The organism is Novosphingobium sp. (assembly GCF_036820275.1).
Classification (GTDB): Bacteria; Pseudomonadota; Alphaproteobacteria; order Sphingomonadales; family Sphingomonadaceae; genus Novosphingobium.
Genome location: NZ_DAISLT010000021.1, coordinates 80,495 through 98,172, shown reverse-complemented (window position 1 = coordinate 98,172; position 17,678 = coordinate 80,495). Strand labels below are relative to the sequence as shown.

Below are 17,678 nucleotides of genomic sequence, written 5' to 3'. Positions count from 1 at the left end.
GCTGGTGCTGGCACAGATGGGTTTCCGGCCGATCATCGTCGAGCGCGGCAAGGCCGTGCGCGAGCGCACCAAGGACACCTGGGGCCTCTGGCGCCGCTCGGTGCTCGATACCGAGAGCAACGTCCAGTTCGGTGAAGGCGGCGCGGGCACGTTCTCGGACGGCAAGCTCTACAGCCGCATCAAGGACAGCCGCCATCTCGGCCGCAAGGTCCTGACCGAATTCGTCAAGGCCGGTGCGCCGGACGACATCCTCACCGAGGCGCACCCCCATATCGGGACCTTCCGCCTCGTGACGATGGTGATGTCGATGCGCGAGACGATTGAGCAGCTCGGCGGCGAATACCGCTTCGGCACCCGCGTCGACGACTTCGAGATCGCCGAGAGCGAGGACGGCGAGCGCCGTGTGACCGGCCTGCACCTCTCCAACGGCGAGTACCTGCCCGCCAGTCACGTCATCATGGCGGTCGGCCATTCGGCGCGCGACACTTTCGAGGTTTTGCACGAACGCGGCGTCTTCATCGAGGCCAAGCCTTTCGCCATCGGCGTGCGCATCGAGCATCCGCAAAGCTGGATCGACACCGCGCGCTACGGCGACAATGCGGGCAACAAGATCCTCGGTGCGGCGGCCTATTCGATCGCGCACAAGGCCTCCAACGGGCGCACCGTCTACAGCTTCTGCATGTGCCCAGGCGGGCGCGTGGTGGCGGCGGCCAGCGAGCCGGGCCGTGTCGTCACCAACGGCATGAGCCAGTATTCGCGGGCGGAGTTCAACGCCAATTCGGGCCTCGTCGTCGATATCGATCCGGACAAGGACTACCCCGGCGATCCTCTCGCGGGCGTGGCCTTCCAGCGCAAGTTCGAGGAACTGGCCTACAAGGCGGGCGGCGAGAACTACAAGGCGCCGGGCCAGAAGCTGGGCGACTTCCTGGCCGACCGGCCCTCGACCGAATTCGGAGAGGTGGTCCCCAGCTACCAGCCGGGCGTCCACCTGACCGAACTCAAGCAGTGCCTGCCCGACTTCGTCGTCGACGCCATCCGCGAGGCGCTGCCGGTGTTCGGCCGTCAGGTGCCCGGCTACGACCATCCCGATGTGGTGATGACCGGCGTGGAAACGCGCACGTCCTCACCGGTGCGCATCACCCGCGGCAGGGACCTGCAAAGCCTCAACACGCGCGGTCTCTACCCGGCGGGCGAGGGCGCGGGCTACGCGGGCGGCATTCTCTCGGCGGCGGTGGACGGCATCCGCGTGGCCGAAGCGCTGGCGCTGGAACTGGTTCCGGCAGGTTCCGAGAGCCTGAACGGCCAGTGAGCGAGGCTTACGATGCGATCGTGCTCGGCGCGGGTGCGGCCGGGCTGTTCTGTGCGGCCACTGCCGGGCAGCGCGGCAAGCGCGTGCTGCTGCTCGACCATGCCGACCAGCCGGGTAAGAAGATCCTGATCTCGGGCGGCGGACGCTGCAACTTCACCAATATCCACACGGCGCCCGACCGCTACCTCTCGGGCAATGCCCATTTCGCCAAGTCGGCGCTGAGCCGCTACACGGCGGCCGATTTCATCGCGATGGTGGATGCCTACGGCATCGCCTGGCACGAGAAGACGCTGGGCCAGCTATTCTGCGACGGCTCGGCGAAGCAGATCGTCGCCATGCTGCTGGAGGAATGCGCCAAGGGCGGCGTCGCGGTGAATTGCGGCGATGCCCTGGGTGAGATCACACATGGCGACGGTCTCTACCGCGTGGCGTTCGGCGGCCGGGTGGCCTCCGCTCCCGCTCTGGTGATCGCCACCGGCGGTCCCTCGATCCCCAAGATGGGCGCGACCGGGGCGGCTTATGACCTCGCGCGCAAGTTCGGCCTCAAGGTCGTCCAGCCGCGTCCGGCGCTGGTGCCGCTGACGCTGGCGGGCGACGAGGCGCTGTTCCGCGATCTTTCCGGCGTCTCCACGGAAGTGGTGGCCCGGTGCGGGAAGGCGGCGTTCCGCGAGGCAGCGCTGTTCACCCACCGGGGGCTTTCCGGCCCGGCCATCCTCCAGATTTCGAGCTACTGGCAGCGCGGCCAGACAGTGACGACGCAGTTCCTGCCGGACCGTGCCGAAGGCTGGCTCCGGGAAGCCAAGCGCGAACGTCCGCGCACCAGCCTGCGCAAGGTACTGGGCGAAGGCCTGCCGGAGCGCTTGGCGGACGTGCTCTGCGAGCGGCTTGGCCTGTCCGGCGAACTCGTCGCGATGTCCGACAAGGCGCTGGCCGCCGCCGAGGCGAAGCTGGCGCGCTGGCCGTTCGTGCCGGACGGTTCGGAAGGCTTCGCCAAGGCCGAAGTGACGGCGGGAGGGATCGATACCGCCGGTCTCTCGTCGAAGACGATGGAAGCGCGCAAGGTGCCGGGCCTCTACGTGATCGGCGAGGCGGCGGACGTGACCGGCTGGCTCGGCGGCTACAACTTCCAGTGGGCCTGGGCGAGCGCGCGGGCGGCGGGGCTGGCAATTTGACCTGATTTGGCGTTGGCGTAAAACGGGCAGGGTTCCGCGCCAAACCGCCTCACAGCGTCATCAGGATCTCGCGCCGATTCTCGCCTTGCCAGGCCAGCGTGCGGTCCAGCAGGGCGATCGTCACCGCGCAACCGGCGGCATCGTCACCCTTGCCCGACATGGCCTGCTTCACTGCATCGCGGCTGAGCCGGGTGGCGGTGACGACCTGATCGATCAGCCTGCCCGGCACTATGGCCGAACGCTCGCCATGCTCCCTGGGGCGGCCCAGCTTGCCGGTTTCCGCGAGATGCGCCGCGAAGGCGCGCTCCTGTTCGCGCAGGTCCTCTGGCAGCGGGATCGCGCCGTGGAGTCTGCCGGTGTTGCGCACATCGATACAGGTGGCGACGCTGCGGGACTGTGCGGCCCTGAGCTGGGCGAGGCGTAAATGCATCGCGGTGTCGAGATCGCCGCCCGCCAGTTCGCGGCCGTTGAGGAAGCTGCGCCCGCGCACGATCTCCACGACCTTGTCCACGACCGCCGCCTCGCTGTCGCCGTTTTCGAGCAGGGTGCGGGCCTGAGCGTTCAGCACGCCTGCCAGTTCCGGCTGCTTGTCCCAGAGCCAGGACGAATCGCGGCCCTTTCCGAAGGCTTCGGGAACGGCGGTCTGCATCGCCTGCCGGGTGTCGTGCTCCAGCGACGAGCCATGACCGGAGGAGCCGTTGGCCAAGGCCATGACGATGCCGAGCGCGATCACTCCGAAGAAGATCAGCAGGCCCGAGGCGAAAGGGTTGCCGCCCTCCCACGAAGCCACGCGCTCCGGCGCGAAATGGGTTTCCAGTTCGGGGAAGTTCTGTCGGACGCCGCGCAGCAGGCCGTCGACTTCGCCCTGCGCCGGGCCGCGCAACAGGCGAAACCGGCTGGCTCTGCCGGGGCGAACGAGTTCGTTCCATGCCTTGTTATAGCGGTGGCCGGGCTGGAGCACGCTCTGCTGGAAGCGATAGCCGCGCAGGCGGGCGCCGAGGAAGGCGACACCGGGCCGGGCATCGTGGGCGGCCCATTCGCGCTCCCAGCCGAAAGCGGCATTGGCATCCTCCAGCAACGGCGCCGAGCGCGGCCAGCCGCGCGCGAGCACTTCGGCCAGCCAGTCCTCGATCTGCTGCGCGCGGGTGATCTGTGCCTGCGCGGCATCGTCCAGAATCTTGCGCAAGGCGCGGGTCGCCTGCCGGGCCTCGGCCTCGGTGAGCGGTTCGCCGGCGGTCTCGCGCTCGGGATCGAGCAGGATCGCCAGCCGTTCCGCCGGGGTCTCGCCCGGACGCAGGCCCAGCGTGTCGTCGGCGGCGTGGTTGCCATGCAGCAACGGGGCGGTGAAGGGATCGATCGTGGTGAGCGGAATGCCCGCGCCGCTCACCCCCTCGCGCACGGCGGCGGCGGCCCAGGCCATGCGGCCGAGCATTGTCGTGTCGTCCGGCTCGCCGGGGCGCGCGGCGAGGTCGGCGCGGCTCCAGTCGCCGGAGAGCTGCGGCGCAGCGTAAGTCCAGCGCGGAGGGGCCTCGGGCGAGGGGCCGAATTCCGGTTCCTCGCCCGGTTCCGGCTCTGCGGGTTCTTCCGCGGCGGCGAGGTTCCGCGCCAGCCGCAGGGCCTGGTCGCGGGCCTGGCGAAGCTGGGCGAAGCCTTCGACGTCCTTGTCGACGTCCATGGCTTTGAGCCGCGCGGCGTAGGCCTTGCGGATCGCGGCGGCGTCGGCGGTCCTGCCGATGCCGAGGATGGACCAGGGTGCCCCGTTCATAGCGGACCGATGCTTTCCACTTCGTCGAGCCGGGAGACCAGCATGGCGCGGGCATCGGCGATGCGGCGCGGATCCTGCGTGTCGAGCGCCCCCGCGAACAGGGTGATCCAGTGGCCGATCGCCTGCCGGACATCGCCGATATGGTCTTCGTAGCAGCGCTCGGCGCGGGTCATGACCGCGACGTTCCCGGCGTCTTCGCGCGGGTGGAACTTGAGCTTCGCCAGCGCGGCGCGGCGGCTGTCGAGTTCCTTGCGGCCGGGGCGGTCCTCCTCGTCGACGATGACGAGATTGCGTTCCACTCCGCTGGCGGGAACGTGGATGTCGATCTCCAGCAGGCCGGAACTGTCGTAGGAGAAGCGCACTTCCGCCGAGACCTCACCCGCCGGGCGCGGCGGCACGGGAATCGCGATATGGCCCAGCTTCACGTTGCCGCGCACTTCGCGGGCCTCGCCCTGGTAGATGCCGAATTCCAGCGTCTTCTGGTTGTCGCCTAGGGTGGAATAGGTGTTCATCCGCGAGACCGGGACCGGCGTGTTGCGCTCGATAACTGGTGAGAACAACCCGCGCTGGAGGCCGCCGTGGCCGTCCTGCTCGGCCACTTCGACGCCGAGGGTGAAGGGGCAGACGTCGGTGATGCGGATCTCGTCGAGCGCGGCGTCGCGGCCGACCAGTGCGGCCTGCATCGCCGCGCCCAGCGCCACTGCATGGTCGGGATGGACCGAGGCATTGGGGAAGCGGCCGAACAGGCGGGTGAGCGCGCGCCGCACCACCGGCATGCGGGTAGCGCCGCCGACGAGCACGATCTCGGAGAGTTCCGAGGCATCGATCGCGCAGTCGCGTAGCGCGCGTACGACGGGTTCGCGGAGGCGGCGCAGCAGCGGTTCGCAGGCGCTTTCGAACTCCGCTTCGGTGATGACGGCGGCGAGGCGTTCCTCGCCCAGCACCACGGCGAACTCCGCCTCGCTCGCGGTGCTGAGTGCGCGGCGGCAGGTTTCGGCGGCGCGCTTGAGCAGGGCTTCGCGCTGCGCTGCGGGCAGGGCGTCCAGACGGTGGGCGGGGTCGATGCGCGGCTTGGCCATGGCGGCCAGGGCATGATCGAAGTCGTCGCCGCCCAGCCGGTTGTCGCCTGCCGAGGCGCGAACTTCGACCACGCCGTCGAACATCTCGACCACGGAAACGTCGAAAGTTCCCCCGCCGAGGTCGAAGACCAAGAACGGCTCGCGGTCGCCCTTGTCCTGGAGGCCGAAGGCGAGCGCGGCGGCGGTCGGCTCGTTGATGAGGCGGCGGACGGTAAGGCCTGCCAGCTCGCCTGCGCGGCGCGTGGCCTTGCGCTGGCGGTCGTTGAAATAGGCGGGCACGGTCACGACCGCTTCGGTCGGCCGCGCGCCGGTCAAGGCCTCGACATCGGCGACAAGCGCGCCGAGCACGAGGGCGGAGAGGTCTTCGGCCTTGTAGCCCTTGCCTCCGAGGCGGCTGTCGGCGGCGGTGCCCATCAGGCGCTTGAAACTGGTGGCGGTGTCCTGCGGGTGGACGGCCAGACGGTCCAGTGCGGAGCGGCCGATCCAGGCCTGCCCGTCCCGCGCGATCGAAACGGCCGAAGGGGTGAGGAATTCGCCGAGGGCATTGGGAACGAGAGCCGCCTCGCCATCGCGCCAGATCGCCACGGCACTGTTGGTGGTGCCCAGATCGATACCGATCAGCATGGCGCCGCGCCGCTTACGTCCCCGAACACCGAAAACTTCCCCTCATCTTCGTCTTTGTAGCCGCGTTTGCCTAGCGGCTCCGCTCGGCGACCGAAAGCGCGAAGTAGAGAGGAAGGCGCGGTTTGCAAGCCCGCGCCGGAGTTTGATCAGTTCCGCGTCGTCTGTCGCACGACGAGGCGGGGGGGCATGACCAGACTCTGCACCGGTTGTCCCTCGATCCGGGCCTTCAGCTTCTCGACCAGGGCGCGAGCGCCCTCGGCGATTTCCTGGCGGATCGTGGTGAGCGGCGGCGTCGTCTGCGCGGCAAGCGGCAGGTCGTCGAAGCCGATGATGCGGACATCGCCGGGAACCGTGCGGCCCCTGTCGTGCAGCACACGCAAGGCGGACATCGCGATGAGATCGGACGCGGCGACGATACCGTCGATGGGCAGATCGGTTCCGGCCAGCGCCTGTTCGATCTGCGGCCCCATCGATTCGCTCGCGAGATCCACCGGTAAATGGACGAACGGCGCGCCGGCGGCTTCGGCGGCCATCGCTGCGCCGCGATAGCGGATGGCGATCTCGATGCCGCGGGTCTGCCCCAGGAATGCAAGGTTGCGCGCGCCCGAGGCCAGCAGGTGCTCCACCGCGATCCGGCCGCCTGCCTCGTTGTCCGTTCCCACCGCGCAATGGGTCTGGCCATGGCGATATTGGCCCCAGGCGACCATCGGCCGGTAGCCCTGGGCTACGCTTTCGATGACGTGGAACTGGTCGGACTGGCCGATAACGATGATCCCGTCGACCATGCCCGATCCGGCGATCCGCTCCAGCCAGTCGGCCGATCCGTCCGGCAAGGCACGGCTGAGCATCATGTCGTAGCCGCTCTCGGTCAGTTCGTCGGCGAGATAGCCGAGCAGGGTGAGGAAGAACGGATCGGAAATCTGCTGGCGCTTTTCATGGCCGAGCGGGATCACCACGCCGATCACCCCGGTGCGGCCGGTGCGCAGCTTGCTGGCCATCTGGTTCGGCTTGAACCCGTGGTGGCGGGCGAGCGCCTGGATGCGGTCGCGGGTCTCGGCATTGACGAGGGCCTTGCCCGCCAGCGCGCGCGAGACGGTTCCTGCCGAGACTCCGGCAAGGCGGGCGAGGTCGGCCAGGGTGCGGACATGGCGATTCGTCGAGGAAGCGGCGTGACCTTCTGCGCGCGGATCCACCCCTGTTCCTGACTCCGCGTCTTCGATCGTCTCGTCGTCGTTCCCCGCCATCCCTGCTTCCCCTTTTTTGGCCGAGCGCATGGCGTGAGGAAGCTGGCCCGAACCAGCACCTTTCCGCCGATCCGAAGTCGGTGCCGACTTATAGATCAATGGCATCGCCAGCGTCTCGATGAACCTGACCCCGGCGATTAAAATATTGAAAACGGACCATCTGGGGACGGACGGGCATCTCGAAGGGAAGAGGGCGGACGATATTCGCATCCGCGCCTTTTCCAGCGGGCCTGGGCAAGGTGCAAATTAATCAATTTCGCACGGTTAAACGAATGTTGCGTGACAGGGAAATCCCGTTACAACCTCGCCGAACGCCGAAAAGACCGGCCGGTCGCTTCGGATCGCCGCGGCGCCATAGAGTGTCGCCGAAAAGGCACCCCCGCTACTTTTCACGCATAGTGACAGGGCGGTAGGTGCCGGATCGTTCGACCGGTCCTATATTCGTCGTGCGGCAGCAGGCGACCTGCGATGTCGGGCTGCCGCATGCCGTTGAATTGCGGGAGAATACAGTTGAGCGCAGATGATCTGACCGCCGCCCTCGGGATCCGTATCAAGTCGGGAGGGAAGGCCGCCGCTCTCCAGCCCGCGATCGCCCGCCGCCTCCGCGATTCCCTGCTGCCCGGAGATGTTTCGGGCGATGGTGCCTGGATCGAGGAAGCCGCACAGGTCCTGCTCGCTGCTGCCGCCCGCCGCGAACCCGGCGTGCCGGTGATCGACATCGCCTCGGAGAACGACGAGCGCCGCTATCTGCGCATCGCCATCGTCAACGACGATATGCCGTTCCTGGTCGACTCGGTGGCGGCTGTCATCGCCGAGGCCGGTCTGGTGATCGACCGGCTGGCCCACCCGGTGCTTGCCGTCGAACGCGATGGCGAAGGCGCCATCGTCGCCATTCCCGAAGCCGCCGGTGACAGTACCCGCCGCGAATCGATGATCTACGTCGAGACCGACCGCGCCGACGCCCGCCAGCGCCGCGATCTTCAGGCCGCGCTCGAAACCACGCTGGCCGATGTGCGCGTGGCCGTGGCCGACTGGCCGAAGATGGTCGCGGCGATGGACGCCGATGCCGACCGCACCGACGATGCCGAGGGTGCCGAACTGCTGCGCTGGTTCGCCGGCGGCATGCTGACCCAGCTCGGCCACGTCACCCGCGGCCGTGACGGCCGCCAGACGGACGAACTCGGCATCTGCACGCGCGACGCGCACGGCCTGCTGTCCGATGCCAGCTACCAGCGGGCCTTCGAAGCCTTTGACGCACAGCTTGCGGCAGGCGAAGTGCGCGCGCCGATGGTCATCAAGGCCAATGTCATAGCCCGCGTCCATCGCCGCGTCCCGCTCGACCTGTTCCTCGTTCCGGTGATCGCGGAAGGAAAAGTTGTCGCCCTTTCGGTTCATGCGGGGCTGTGGACGAGCGCCGCTCTGGCCGTTGCGCCTGACCGGGTTCCCCGCCTGCGCCGCCTGCTCGCGGGCCTCGGCAGCAAGCTCGGCTTCGATCCGGGCGGACATACCGGCAAGGCGCTGGCCCATGCCATGACCAGCCTGCCGCACGACCTCGTGCTCGGCTTCGGCGAGGCCGATGTCGAGCGGCTGGCGACGACGATGACCGCGCTGGTCGATCGTCCGCGCCCGCGTCTGGTGGTCACCGCCTCGCCGCTGTCGCGCCACTTGTTCGCCTTCGTGTGGATCGCCCGCGACACCCTTTCGACCCAGATGCGCAAGCGTATCCAGGCAATGATCGAGGAGGCCGCCCAGGCGCCCACGCTCGACTGGTCGCTCAGCGTCGAGGCGGGCAATCTCGCCATGCTGCGCTATACGCTGGATATCCGCGAGGGCGGACACGCGCTCGACGAAGCCGCGCTGGACCACAGCCTCCAGGTCATGCTGCGCGGCTGGGGCGAGGCGGTCGAGGCCGGTCTGGCCCAGACCCTGGAGCCGGGCCGCGCCGCCGCCATCGCCGCGCGCTATGCCGAGGCTTTCCCGATCTCCTACCGCAGCGACTACGGCCCGGCCGAAGCCGCTATCGACATTTCCCACATGCGCAGCCTCGTCGTCGGCGATGCCGGAACCGATCTGCGCGGCAGCCGCGGCGTGCGCCTTTACCGCCACGAAAACGGCGAGGCGCCGCAGCTGCGCCTGAAGATCTACCAGGCGGAAGGCAGCCTGCCGCTGTCCGACGCCGTGCCCGCGCTGGAGAACTTCGGATTCCGCGTGCTCGCGGAAATGCCGACCCCGCTCGACAAGGGCCGCATCGGCACGATCCACGATTTCACGCTCGCCCTGCCCACCGGCAGCGATGCGGGCGAAGTGCTGGGGCTCGCGCCGATGATCGAGGATGCCTTGGCGGGCGTGCTCAACAACCTGGGCGAGAACGATCCGTTCAACCGCCTCGTCCCGTGTCTCGGCCTGTCCAAGCGCGAGGCGGACTGGCTGCGCGCCTGGTATCGTTATCTGCGCCAGGCGGGCATGCACTTCGGTATCGGCACCGTGGTCGACGCGCTGCTGGGCGCGCCTGCCGTGACCATGGGCATCGTCGACCTGTTCCGCGGCATCCATGACCCCGCGTTCAAGGGCGACCGCGCTGCGGCCAAGGCGCAGGCGCAGGAAGCGATCCGCGCCGGTCTCGCCAATGTCGCGGCGATCAACGACGACCGCGTCCTGCGCGCCTTCCGCGATGTCGTCAGCGCCATGCTGCGCACCAATGCCTTCGCCCCCGCGGGTGAGACGGCGCTGGCCTTCAAGTTCGATTCCGCGCTGGTTCCGGGCCTGCCCAAGCCGCTGCCCTGGCGCGAGATCTTCGTCTATTCGCGCCGGGTCGAGGGCATTCACTTGCGTGCAGGACCCGTCGCCCGTGGCGGCCTGCGCTGGTCCGATCGCCGCGACGACTATCGCACCGAAATCCTCGGCCTGATGAAGGCGCAGCGCGTGAAGAACGCGGTGATCGTGCCGACCGGGGCCAAGGGCGGCTTCTATCCCAAGCAGCTTCCCGATCCCGCGCTCGACCGCGCCGGCTGGGCCGCCGAGGGCCAGGCAAGCTACGAGATCTTCATCGGCACGCTGCTTTCGATCACCGACAACATCGTGGCGGACAAGGTTGTCCATCCCGAAGCCGTGGTGATCCTCGACGGTGAGGACCCCTACTTCGTGGTCGCCGCCGACAAGGGCACGGCGAAGTTCTCCGACGTCGCCAACGGCATCGCCGAATCTCGCGACTTCTGGCTCGACGACGCGTTCGCCAGCGGCGGCTCCAACGGCTACGACCACAAGGCCATGGGCATCACCGCGCGCGGCGCCTGGCTTTCGGTGCAGCGCCACTTCCTCGAAATGGGCGTCGACGTGCAGAACGACCCGGTCCGCGTGATCGGCTGCGGCGACATGTCGGGCGACGTCTTCGGCAACGGCATGCTGCTCTCGAAGTCGCTGAAGGTCGTGGCCGCGTTCGACCACCGCCACATTTTCCTCGATCCGGACCCGGACGCCGCGAAGAGCTGGGCTGAGCGCAAGCGCATGTTCGACCTGCCGCATTCGAGCTGGGACGATTACGACAAGGCCCTGATCTCCCAGGGCGGCGGCGTGTTCTCGCGCAAGTCGAAGTCGATCGCGCTGACCGACGAAGTGCGCGCCGCCCTCGGCATCGAGGCGACCGAGCTGGATCCGGAATCGCTGATTTCGGCGATCCTCTGGGCGCCGGTGGACCTGCTGTGGTTCGGCGGCATCGGCACTTACGTGAAGTCGTCGGGCGAGAACAACGCGACCGTCGGCGATCCGGCCAACGATGCGCTGCGCGTCAGTGCCAACGAGCTGCGCGTCCGCGTGATCGGTGAGGGCGCCAATCTCGGCGTCACCCAGGCCGCGCGCATCGAGTTTGCCTCACGCGGCGGGCGCATCAACACCGACTTCATCGACAACTCGGCGGGCGTCGATTGCTCGGATAACGAGGTCAACATCAAGATCGCGCTGGCCGCCGCCAAGCGGGCCGACAAGCTCACCGAGGAAGAGCGCGTCGAACTCCTGCGCGAGATGACCGACGAAGTGGCCGAACTGGTGCTGGAGGACAACCGCCTCCAGGCCCTCGCGCTCTCCATCGCTGAACGCGGCGGCGCCAGCGCCATGCCCTCGCATGTCCGCCTGATCGAGACACTGGAGGAAGGCGGCAATCTCGACCGCAAGACCGAAGGCCTTGCCGACAACGAGTCGCTGGGCCGCCGGGCGCAGGACGGTCGCGGGCTGACCCGCCCCGAACTCGCGGTGCTGCTCTCCAGCGGCAAGCTGGTGCTCCAGGCCGCGATCGAGGCGTCCGACCTCGCGACCGACGCCACGCTTCAGCCGATGCTGCTCGCCGCCTTCCCGCAGCCGATGCAGGCCAAGTACGCGCGCTTCATCGAAGGCCACCGCCTGGCGGGCGAGATCATCGCCACCAAGCTGGCGAACCGCATCATCAACCGCCTCGGCATCGTCCATCCCTTCGAACTGGCCGAGGAAGAAGGCGCGGACCTTTCGCAGGTCGCCGCTGCCTTCGCGCTGGCGGTGCAGCTCTTCGATCTCGATGCGCTCTGGGAACGGCTCGAAGTTGCGCCGATGACCGAGGACGCGCGCATCGCCCTGTTCGACCGCACTGCGGGCGTCGTGCGCGGCCACATGGCCGACCTGCTGCGCGCCGGAGCCGGACAGGCCGCGCCTTCCGAAGTGCTCGCCCGGATCGGCAAGCCGGTCGCGGCGCTCTCGGTGGACACGCATGAACTGCTCGGCGAACGCATCGCCGCGCATTCGAAGAAGCTGCGCAGCGGCTTGCTCGAACTCGGCGCGCCCGAGGAAGAGGCCGCGATGGTCGCCAACCTCTACGACCTCGACGGCGCCGTCGGCATCGCCGCGCTCGCGGCCGATACCGGGATCGATCCGCGCCAGCTGGTCGGCGCCTTCACCCGCATCGGCGCGGGTCTCGGCCTCGACTGGGCACAGGCCAGCGCGACGATCATGAACCCGTCCGATCCGTGGGAGCGCCTGCTGGTCGCCGGCCTCGCCCGCGACTTCCAGCAGATGCGGCTCGACTTCCTGCGTCGCCTCGCCGCGACCAAGGTGGGCAAGTCGGACCCGGCGGCAGCGGCAGAGGAATGGGGCCGCGCGCATATCGCCGCGATCCAGACCTTCCGCGCGATGGTCCAGCGCGCGGAGAATACCGTGCCGCTGAGCCCGGCGATGTTGGCGCAGATCGCCAGCCAGGCGCGGAACTTGCTCGGCAGGTAAGAGGTAAAGGGGAAGGGCAGGGGTTTACCACCCCTGCACCCCGTGTACTTGCGGCCTTGTGGGGGCCGGAGGCCTTGGGCGCTCCTTGCGAGGTGTTCGATGTCTCCCGGCGCTACCGTTGGTGCGATACGTCGCCCCAATACACTCGTCATCCTGAACTTGTTTCAGGATCCATCTCGCCGCAGAAACGGTCGGTCGTTGGGAAGAATGGATCCTGAAACAAGTTCAGGATGACGAAGCGAATAAACGGGACAGTTCGTCCTTCGATCAAGCCCGTCGTCCCCGCGAAGGCGGGGGCCTCGCTTGTTCTTCCGTCACCCCGCCCGCTCACTCCAGCGGTAATGCGCGCGGTTCCTTGATCGCCTCCAGCACGATGCTCGACTTCACGTCGCGCACGCCGGGAATGCGCACCAGCGTCTTCAGCGTGATCTGCGAGAGATGCTCCACGTCGCGGGCGATGATGTGGACGATATAGTCCATGTCCCCCGTCACCGCATGGCAGGCGATGACATAGGGATTGTCGCGGATCGCCTGTTCGAAACGGGTGATGTTCTCGTCGATATGCGCGTTGAGATTGATGAGGACATAGGCCTCCAGCTCGAAGCCCAGCTTGCGCGGGTCGAGCACCGGCGCATAGCCCACGATCACCCCGTCATCTTCCAGTCGCTTGATCCTGCGGCTCACCGGGGTTGCCGAAAGCGCCGTGCGTTCCGCGACTTGCGCCACCGGCATTCGCGCATCTTCCTGCAAGGATGCGATGATCTTGCGGTCGAACAGATCCAGCTGCATGAATCCTCTGCCTTAAGCGTGGTTCCTGGTGGAAGCCACTATTATAGGCTTCCACCGCGCGCGCAATCGCACGAATCTGGCGCGGTAGCTGTGTTATCCTCTCCGGAATGAAGAAGCCGACGACGGAAACATCCACAAGCGAGCTTCGGGGAGAGTATGGACAGGCTGCCGCGGACTACACGGTCGGGCAGGACTGGCACGCTTATACCCCGGAGATGCACGAACGCTGGCGCCGCCTCCATGCGCGGCAGTCGGCGCTGGTGGAGACCCATGCCTGCACGGCCTTCCGCGAGGGCCTCGCCCGGCTCGACTGCGCCGAGGGGATTCCCCGTTTCGAGGATGCAAATGCCATCCTCGGCCCCGTGACCGGCTGGCAGCTCGTCGGCGTACCGGGCTTCATCCCCGATGCCGTGTTCTTCGACCATCTCGCCCATCGCCGCTTCCCGGTGACGCGCTGGCTGCGCGAGGAGCACGAGCTGGACTATCTCGTCGAGCCGGACGTGTTCCACGACTTCTTCGGCCATGTGCCGATGCTGCTGGACCCGACGATCGCCGATTTCCTGGAGCTTTACGGCCGGGCAGGCGCGCGGGCCATGGAAATGGATGCGCTCGACATGCTGGCGCGGATCTACTGGTACACCATCGAATTCGGACTGGTGCGGGAGGGAGGCGACCTGAAAGTCTTCGGCGCCGGTATCATCTCGTCCTCGGGCGAGACGCGGTTCTCGCTGGAAGACCGCGATGTGCTCCGCCTGCCTTTCGAGGCCGTCCGCGTGATGCGCACCGGCTACATGATCGACTCGTTCCAGAAGACTTATTTCGTCCTCGAAAGCCTGCCCCAGCTGATCGCGGACCTCGTCTCGCTGGACTTCGGCCCCGTCTACGAAACCTGGCGCACGGCGCTGCCCATTCCCGCCGGAGACGTGCTTCCCGGCGAAACCCCCTTCGGAGAACTGACCTCATGACCGATATCTTCGACAACCCCATCGGACTCGACGGATTCGAATTCGTCGAATTCTCGGCGCCGGAGAAGGGCGTGCTGGAACCGGTGTTCGAAGCAATGGGCTTCACGAAGATCGCCCGTCACCGTTCGAAGGACGTGGAACTCTGGCGCCAGGGCGGCATCAATTTCATCACCAATTACGAGCCGCACAGCCCGGCATGGTTCTTTAGCCGCGAGCATGGCCCTTCGGCCTGCGGCATGGGCTTTCGTGTCAGGGATGCCCGCGCCGCCTATGCCGAACTGCTCGCCCGCTCGGCGGAGCCGGTGCAGGTCGCGACCGGCCCGATGGAACTGCATCTTCCCGGCATCCGCGGTATCGGCAACTCGATCATCTACCTGATCGACCGCTACGAGCGGGCCGATGAAAACGGGGAAAGCGATGGCGCGCTGTCGATCTACGACATCGACTTCGAATACCTGCCGGGCGTCGATCGTCACCCGGTCGGCGCCGGTTTCGACCTGATCGATCACCTGACCCACAACGTCTACGGCGGCCGCATGGCCTATTGGGCGGACTATTACGAGAAGCTCTTCAACTTCCGCGAGATCCGCTACTTCGACATCAAGGGCGAATATACCGGCCTCACCTCCAAGGCGCTCACCGCGCCGGACGGCAAGATCCGCATCCCGCTCAACGAAGAGGCCGAGGGCGGGAAGGGCCAGATCGACGAGTTCCTGCGCGCCTTCAACGGCGAGGGCATCCAGCATATCGCGCTGATCTGCGACGATCTCGTCGGTGCCTGGGATCGGCTCAAGTCGCTCGGCGTGCCGTTCATGACCGCGCCGCCGGAAACCTATTACGAGATGCTCGACGAGCGCCTCCCCGGTCACGGCGAACCCGCCGAGGAACTCAAGGCGCGCGGCATCCTGCTCGATGGCACGACAGACGGCGTGAATGATGGGGGCCAGCCACGCCTGCTGCTCCAGATCTTTGCCGAGGCGCGGGTCGGGCCGGTGTTCTTCGAATTCATCCAGCGCAAGGGCGACGACGGCTTCGGCAACGGCAACTTCAAGGCGCTGTTCGAAAGCATGGAACGCGACCAGATCCGCCGCGGCGTGTTGAAGCCTGTCCTGAGCCCTGTCGAAGGGGTGGATGAGCCTGCGGAGTAAACAGGTTGGGAGGGAGGGCAGGTCCACGCAGGTCTGCCCCCAGTTCCCGGGAGAGTGAAGATGACTGACAAGACCCCCGTTCTGGGCGGAATCCACCATGTCGCCTACCGCTGCCGGGACGCGAAGGAGACCGTGAACTTCTACCGCGATGTGATGGGCATGGATTTCATGCTCGCCATCGCCGAGGACAAGGTGCCCTCCACAGGCGCGCCCGATCCCTACATGCACGTTTTCCTCGATTGCGGCGGCGGCAATGTGCTGGCCTTCTTCGAACTGCCCAACGCGCCCGACATGGGCCGCGACGAGGCGACCCCGGCCTGGGTCCAGCACATCGCCTTCAAGGTCGAGAGCGAGGAGGGGCTGCTCGCGGCAAAGGAACGTGCCGAGGCGCGGGGGCTGTCCGTGGTCGGCCCGGTTCATCACGGCGTGTTCAAGTCGATCTACTTCTTCGACCCCAACGGCCATCGCCTCGAACTGGCATGGCAGTTTGGCAGCTCCAGCCAGATGGCCCAGCTTAAGGCCGTGGCCGAGGACATGCTGGAGGAATGGTCGCGCACCAAGAAGGCCCCGCGCCACGCGGCGTGGCTGCACGAAAAGATCGCGGCGGAGACCTGAGCCGGTGAAGCTCCACGGCTACTGGCGCAGTTCCACGAGTTATCGCCTGCGCATAGCGCTGGGTCTCAAAGGGCTTGAATACGAGCAGGTTGCAGTCAACCTGCTCGACGGGGAGCAGCGCTCCGCGGAATACCGCCGCCTAAACCCCTACGGCGGTGTTCCGGCGCTGGAGATTGACGGGCGCGTCTACGCGCAGTCGATGGCGATCCTGGAATGGCTCGACGAGAGCTTTCCCGATCGGCCGCTGCTCCCCCGCGATGTCGAGGACCGCTTCGCCTCGCGCGAACTGGCGATGGCGATCGCCACCGAACTCCACGCGCCGCTCAACCTGCCGGTGCTGAAATACCTGAAGCACGATCTCGGCCATGTGCAGGAAGAGGTGGACGGCTGGTATCGCCACTGGGTCGCCCGCACGTTCGAGGGCGTCGAGGCGCGGCTGGAGCAACGCGGCGCGGGGGATTTCCTGTTCGATGCGCCGGGACTGTTCGAGTGCGTGGCGGTGCCGCAGCTTTACAATGCGCGGCGGTTTTCCTGCGATCTCGATGCCTACCCGCACCTGACCCGGATCGAGGCGGCCTGTCGGGAGCATCCGGCGTTCATCGCGGCGCATCCCGACCATCAGCCGGACAGCAAGTGAGATCGAGGGTCAGTCCTTCGGCGTGACCCAGACTTCGACCGGCGCCACGAACTTGCCCGGCGCGGGCTTGCCGACATGGACGCGGTCTGCGGTGACCAGTTCGCCGCTGGCGAGGTTGAAGCTGGCCCAGGGCTTGGGCATGCGGCCGAAGGTCATCTTCTGGATGGGTTGGCCGGTGGTCGAATTCATGATGGTGGCGATGATGCTCATCCGCCCGCCCGTAGCGAGATCGGAGAGATTCGGTCCAGCGGGTGGGCCGAGCTATGCCCCGTCCAATTCCTGAGCGCCCAGTTCTCAGCCCTCGGCAGGCGCCAGCAGCAGGTCCCGCAAGTCATGCAGGCTCGGCAGGATTTCCGCACAGAGCAGGGTCTGCTCTTCGGTGGCGGGCAGCAGGTCGGGCACCATGACCGTGGCGATTCCCGCCGAAGTGGCCGAGCGCACGCCTGCCGGGCTGTCTTCGATGGCGACGCAGTGCGCCGGATCGACGCCGAGGCGGCTGGCGGCAAGTAGATAGGGTTCCGGGTGCGGCTTGGCCTCGGTCACGTCGTTGCGGGTGACGACGACGTCGAAGTAGCGCAGCAGCCCGACCTTCTCCAGTCGCTGCTGCGCGTAAGGCGCTTCCGAAGACGTGGCGATCGCCATCGGTATGCCCGCCTTGGCGAAATGTTCGAGAATGACCTCGGCGCCGGGCCGCAGCGGAATGCCCGCTTCGAGCATGGCGGTGAAGGCCAGGTCGCTCTCGTCGAAGAAGCGGTCGAGCGGGAAGTCCGGCCCCATGTGATCGGCCACGAGGCGGCGCGAGCCGTCGCGGTGGATGCCGACCATCGAATTCTGAAGCTCCGGTGAGAGCGGGTAGCCCATCGCCTTGCCGGTTACGGCGAAAGCACGGCCATGCACGGCTTCGGTATCGAGCAGGGTCCCGTCCATGTCGAAGATCGCCGCGCGGATCGGATCGGGCAGCACGGCGGAGCGAAGGGTATCGGGAAGCGAGGTCATGGGGTCAATATGACCTTTCATGGTGGCGGAACCATTGCAAAACCCGAATGTACGGTTGCGAAAAGCGCTTCGTCATCCCGGATCGGGTCCGGGA

At 67.2% G+C, this 17,678-nt stretch carries 13 protein-coding genes; 7 read left to right on the top strand and 6 right to left on the bottom strand.

Going from position 1 to position 17,678, the window contains the following annotated elements; translation table 11 throughout:
- Together V7066_RS16920 and V7066_RS16915 are read left to right on the top strand one after the other, a co-directional pair.
- Window positions 1-1,309: NAD(P)/FAD-dependent oxidoreductase (locus V7066_RS16920; RefSeq protein ID WP_334184154.1), on the top strand; the 1,309-nt coding region annotated here is incomplete at its 5' end.
- Window positions 1,306-2,481, top strand: coding sequence for an NAD(P)/FAD-dependent oxidoreductase (locus V7066_RS16915; protein ID WP_334184153.1), 1,176 nt, complete (start codon window positions 1,306-1,308; stop codon window positions 2,479-2,481). The genes V7066_RS16920 and V7066_RS16915, both read left to right, overlap by 4 nt.
- A 49-nt stretch (window positions 2,482-2,530) precedes the next feature.
- Here V7066_RS16915 and V7066_RS16910 read toward each other — a convergent pair whose 3' ends face one another.
- The 3 genes from V7066_RS16910 to V7066_RS16900 all read right to left on the bottom strand — a co-directional run bounded on the left by V7066_RS16910 (window position 2,531) and on the right by V7066_RS16900 (window position 7,193).
- The gene (locus V7066_RS16910) at window positions 2,531-4,246 is read right to left on the bottom strand and encodes a hypothetical protein (RefSeq protein WP_334184152.1); all 1,716 of its coding nucleotides are present in this window, start codon (window positions 4,244-4,246) and stop codon (window positions 2,531-2,533) included.
- Complete coding sequence (locus V7066_RS16905; protein ID WP_334184151.1) at window positions 4,243-5,949, bottom strand: Hsp70 family protein; 1,707 nt, start codon at window positions 5,947-5,949, stop codon at window positions 4,243-4,245. Before V7066_RS16905 ends, V7066_RS16910 begins: the two co-directional genes overlap by 4 nt.
- Window positions 5,950-6,095: 146 nt before the next feature.
- Window positions 6,096-7,193 carry a LacI family DNA-binding transcriptional regulator gene (locus V7066_RS16900; RefSeq protein ID WP_334184150.1) on the bottom strand — a complete coding sequence of 366 codons (1,098 nt, stop codon included), beginning with the start codon at window positions 7,191-7,193 and terminating at the stop codon, window positions 6,096-6,098.
- Between the two features lie 483 nt (window positions 7,194-7,676).
- Between V7066_RS16900 and V7066_RS16895 the strand changes: the two genes are divergently transcribed.
- Window positions 7,677-12,434, top strand: coding sequence for an NAD-glutamate dehydrogenase domain-containing protein (locus V7066_RS16895; protein WP_442947338.1), 4,758 nt, complete (start codon window positions 7,677-7,679; stop codon window positions 12,432-12,434).
- A 327-nt stretch (window positions 12,435-12,761) separates the two neighbouring features.
- Here V7066_RS16895 and V7066_RS16890 read toward each other — a convergent pair whose 3' ends face one another.
- The gene (locus tag V7066_RS16890; protein WP_334184148.1) at window positions 12,762-13,223 is read right to left on the bottom strand and encodes an Lrp/AsnC family transcriptional regulator; all 462 of its coding nucleotides are present in this window, start codon (window positions 13,221-13,223) and stop codon (window positions 12,762-12,764) included.
- A gap of 107 nt (window positions 13,224-13,330) precedes the next feature.
- On the opposite strand from V7066_RS16890, the gene phhA reads away from it, so the two are divergent.
- From phhA to maiA, 4 genes are read left to right on the top strand one after another with little or no spacing between them, the layout of a single operon-like run.
- On the top strand, window positions 13,331-14,188 hold the full coding sequence (phhA, locus tag V7066_RS16885; protein WP_334184147.1) for a phenylalanine 4-monooxygenase: 858 nt from the start codon (window positions 13,331-13,333) through the stop codon (window positions 14,186-14,188).
- Window positions 14,185-15,336, top strand: coding sequence for a 4-hydroxyphenylpyruvate dioxygenase (gene hppD, locus V7066_RS16880; RefSeq protein WP_334184146.1), 1,152 nt, complete (start codon window positions 14,185-14,187; stop codon window positions 15,334-15,336). The genes phhA and hppD overlap by 4 nt, the downstream gene beginning before the upstream one ends.
- 60 nt (window positions 15,337-15,396) lie before the next feature.
- On the top strand, window positions 15,397-15,951 hold the full coding sequence (locus V7066_RS16875) for a VOC family protein (RefSeq protein WP_334184145.1): 555 nt from the start codon (window positions 15,397-15,399) through the stop codon (window positions 15,949-15,951).
- Window positions 15,952-15,955: 4 nt separating this feature from the next.
- Window positions 15,956-16,588, top strand: a complete 633-nt coding sequence (gene maiA, locus V7066_RS16870) for a maleylacetoacetate isomerase (protein WP_334184144.1) — start codon at window positions 15,956-15,958, stop codon at window positions 16,586-16,588.
- Window positions 16,589-16,597: 9 nt separating this feature from the next.
- Here the strand turns inward: maiA and V7066_RS16865 are convergent, their stop codons facing one another.
- Complete coding sequence (locus tag V7066_RS16865) at window positions 16,598-16,798, bottom strand: hypothetical protein (RefSeq protein WP_147218497.1); 201 nt, start codon at window positions 16,796-16,798, stop codon at window positions 16,598-16,600.
- Between the two features lie 84 nt (window positions 16,799-16,882).
- Window positions 16,883-17,605 (bottom strand): HAD family hydrolase, encoded by a 723-nt coding sequence (locus V7066_RS16860; protein ID WP_334184143.1) that lies wholly within the window; start codon window positions 17,603-17,605, stop codon window positions 16,883-16,885.
- Window positions 17,606-17,678 lie beyond the last annotated feature (73 nt).

Coding starts and splice junctions, on each gene's coding strand:
- V7066_RS16890 (WP_334184148.1), bottom strand. CDS start 13,223: ATGCAGCTGGATCTGTTCGACCGCAAGATCATCGCATCCTTGCAGGAA.
- hppD (WP_334184146.1), top strand. CDS start 14,185: ATGACCGATATCTTCGACAACCCCATCGGACTCGACGGATTCGAATTC.
- V7066_RS16860 (WP_334184143.1), bottom strand. CDS start 17,605: ATGAAAGGTCATATTGACCCCATGACCTCGCTTCCCGATACCCTTCGC.
- V7066_RS16895 (WP_442947338.1), top strand. CDS start 7,677: ATGCCGTTGAATTGCGGGAGAATACAGTTGAGCGCAGATGATCTGACC.
- V7066_RS16865 (WP_147218497.1), bottom strand. CDS start 16,798: ATGAGCATCATCGCCACCATCATGAATTCGACCACCGGCCAACCCATC.
- V7066_RS16905 (WP_334184151.1), bottom strand. CDS start 5,949: ATGCTGATCGGTATCGATCTGGGCACCACCAACAGTGCCGTGGCGATC.
- V7066_RS16900 (WP_334184150.1), bottom strand. CDS start 7,193: ATGGCGGGGAACGACGACGAGACGATCGAAGACGCGGAGTCAGGAACA.
- V7066_RS16910 (WP_334184152.1), bottom strand. CDS start 4,246: ATGAACGGGGCACCCTGGTCCATCCTCGGCATCGGCAGGACCGCCGAC.
- phhA (WP_334184147.1), top strand. CDS start 13,331: ATGAAGAAGCCGACGACGGAAACATCCACAAGCGAGCTTCGGGGAGAG.
- V7066_RS16875 (WP_334184145.1), top strand. CDS start 15,397: ATGACTGACAAGACCCCCGTTCTGGGCGGAATCCACCATGTCGCCTAC.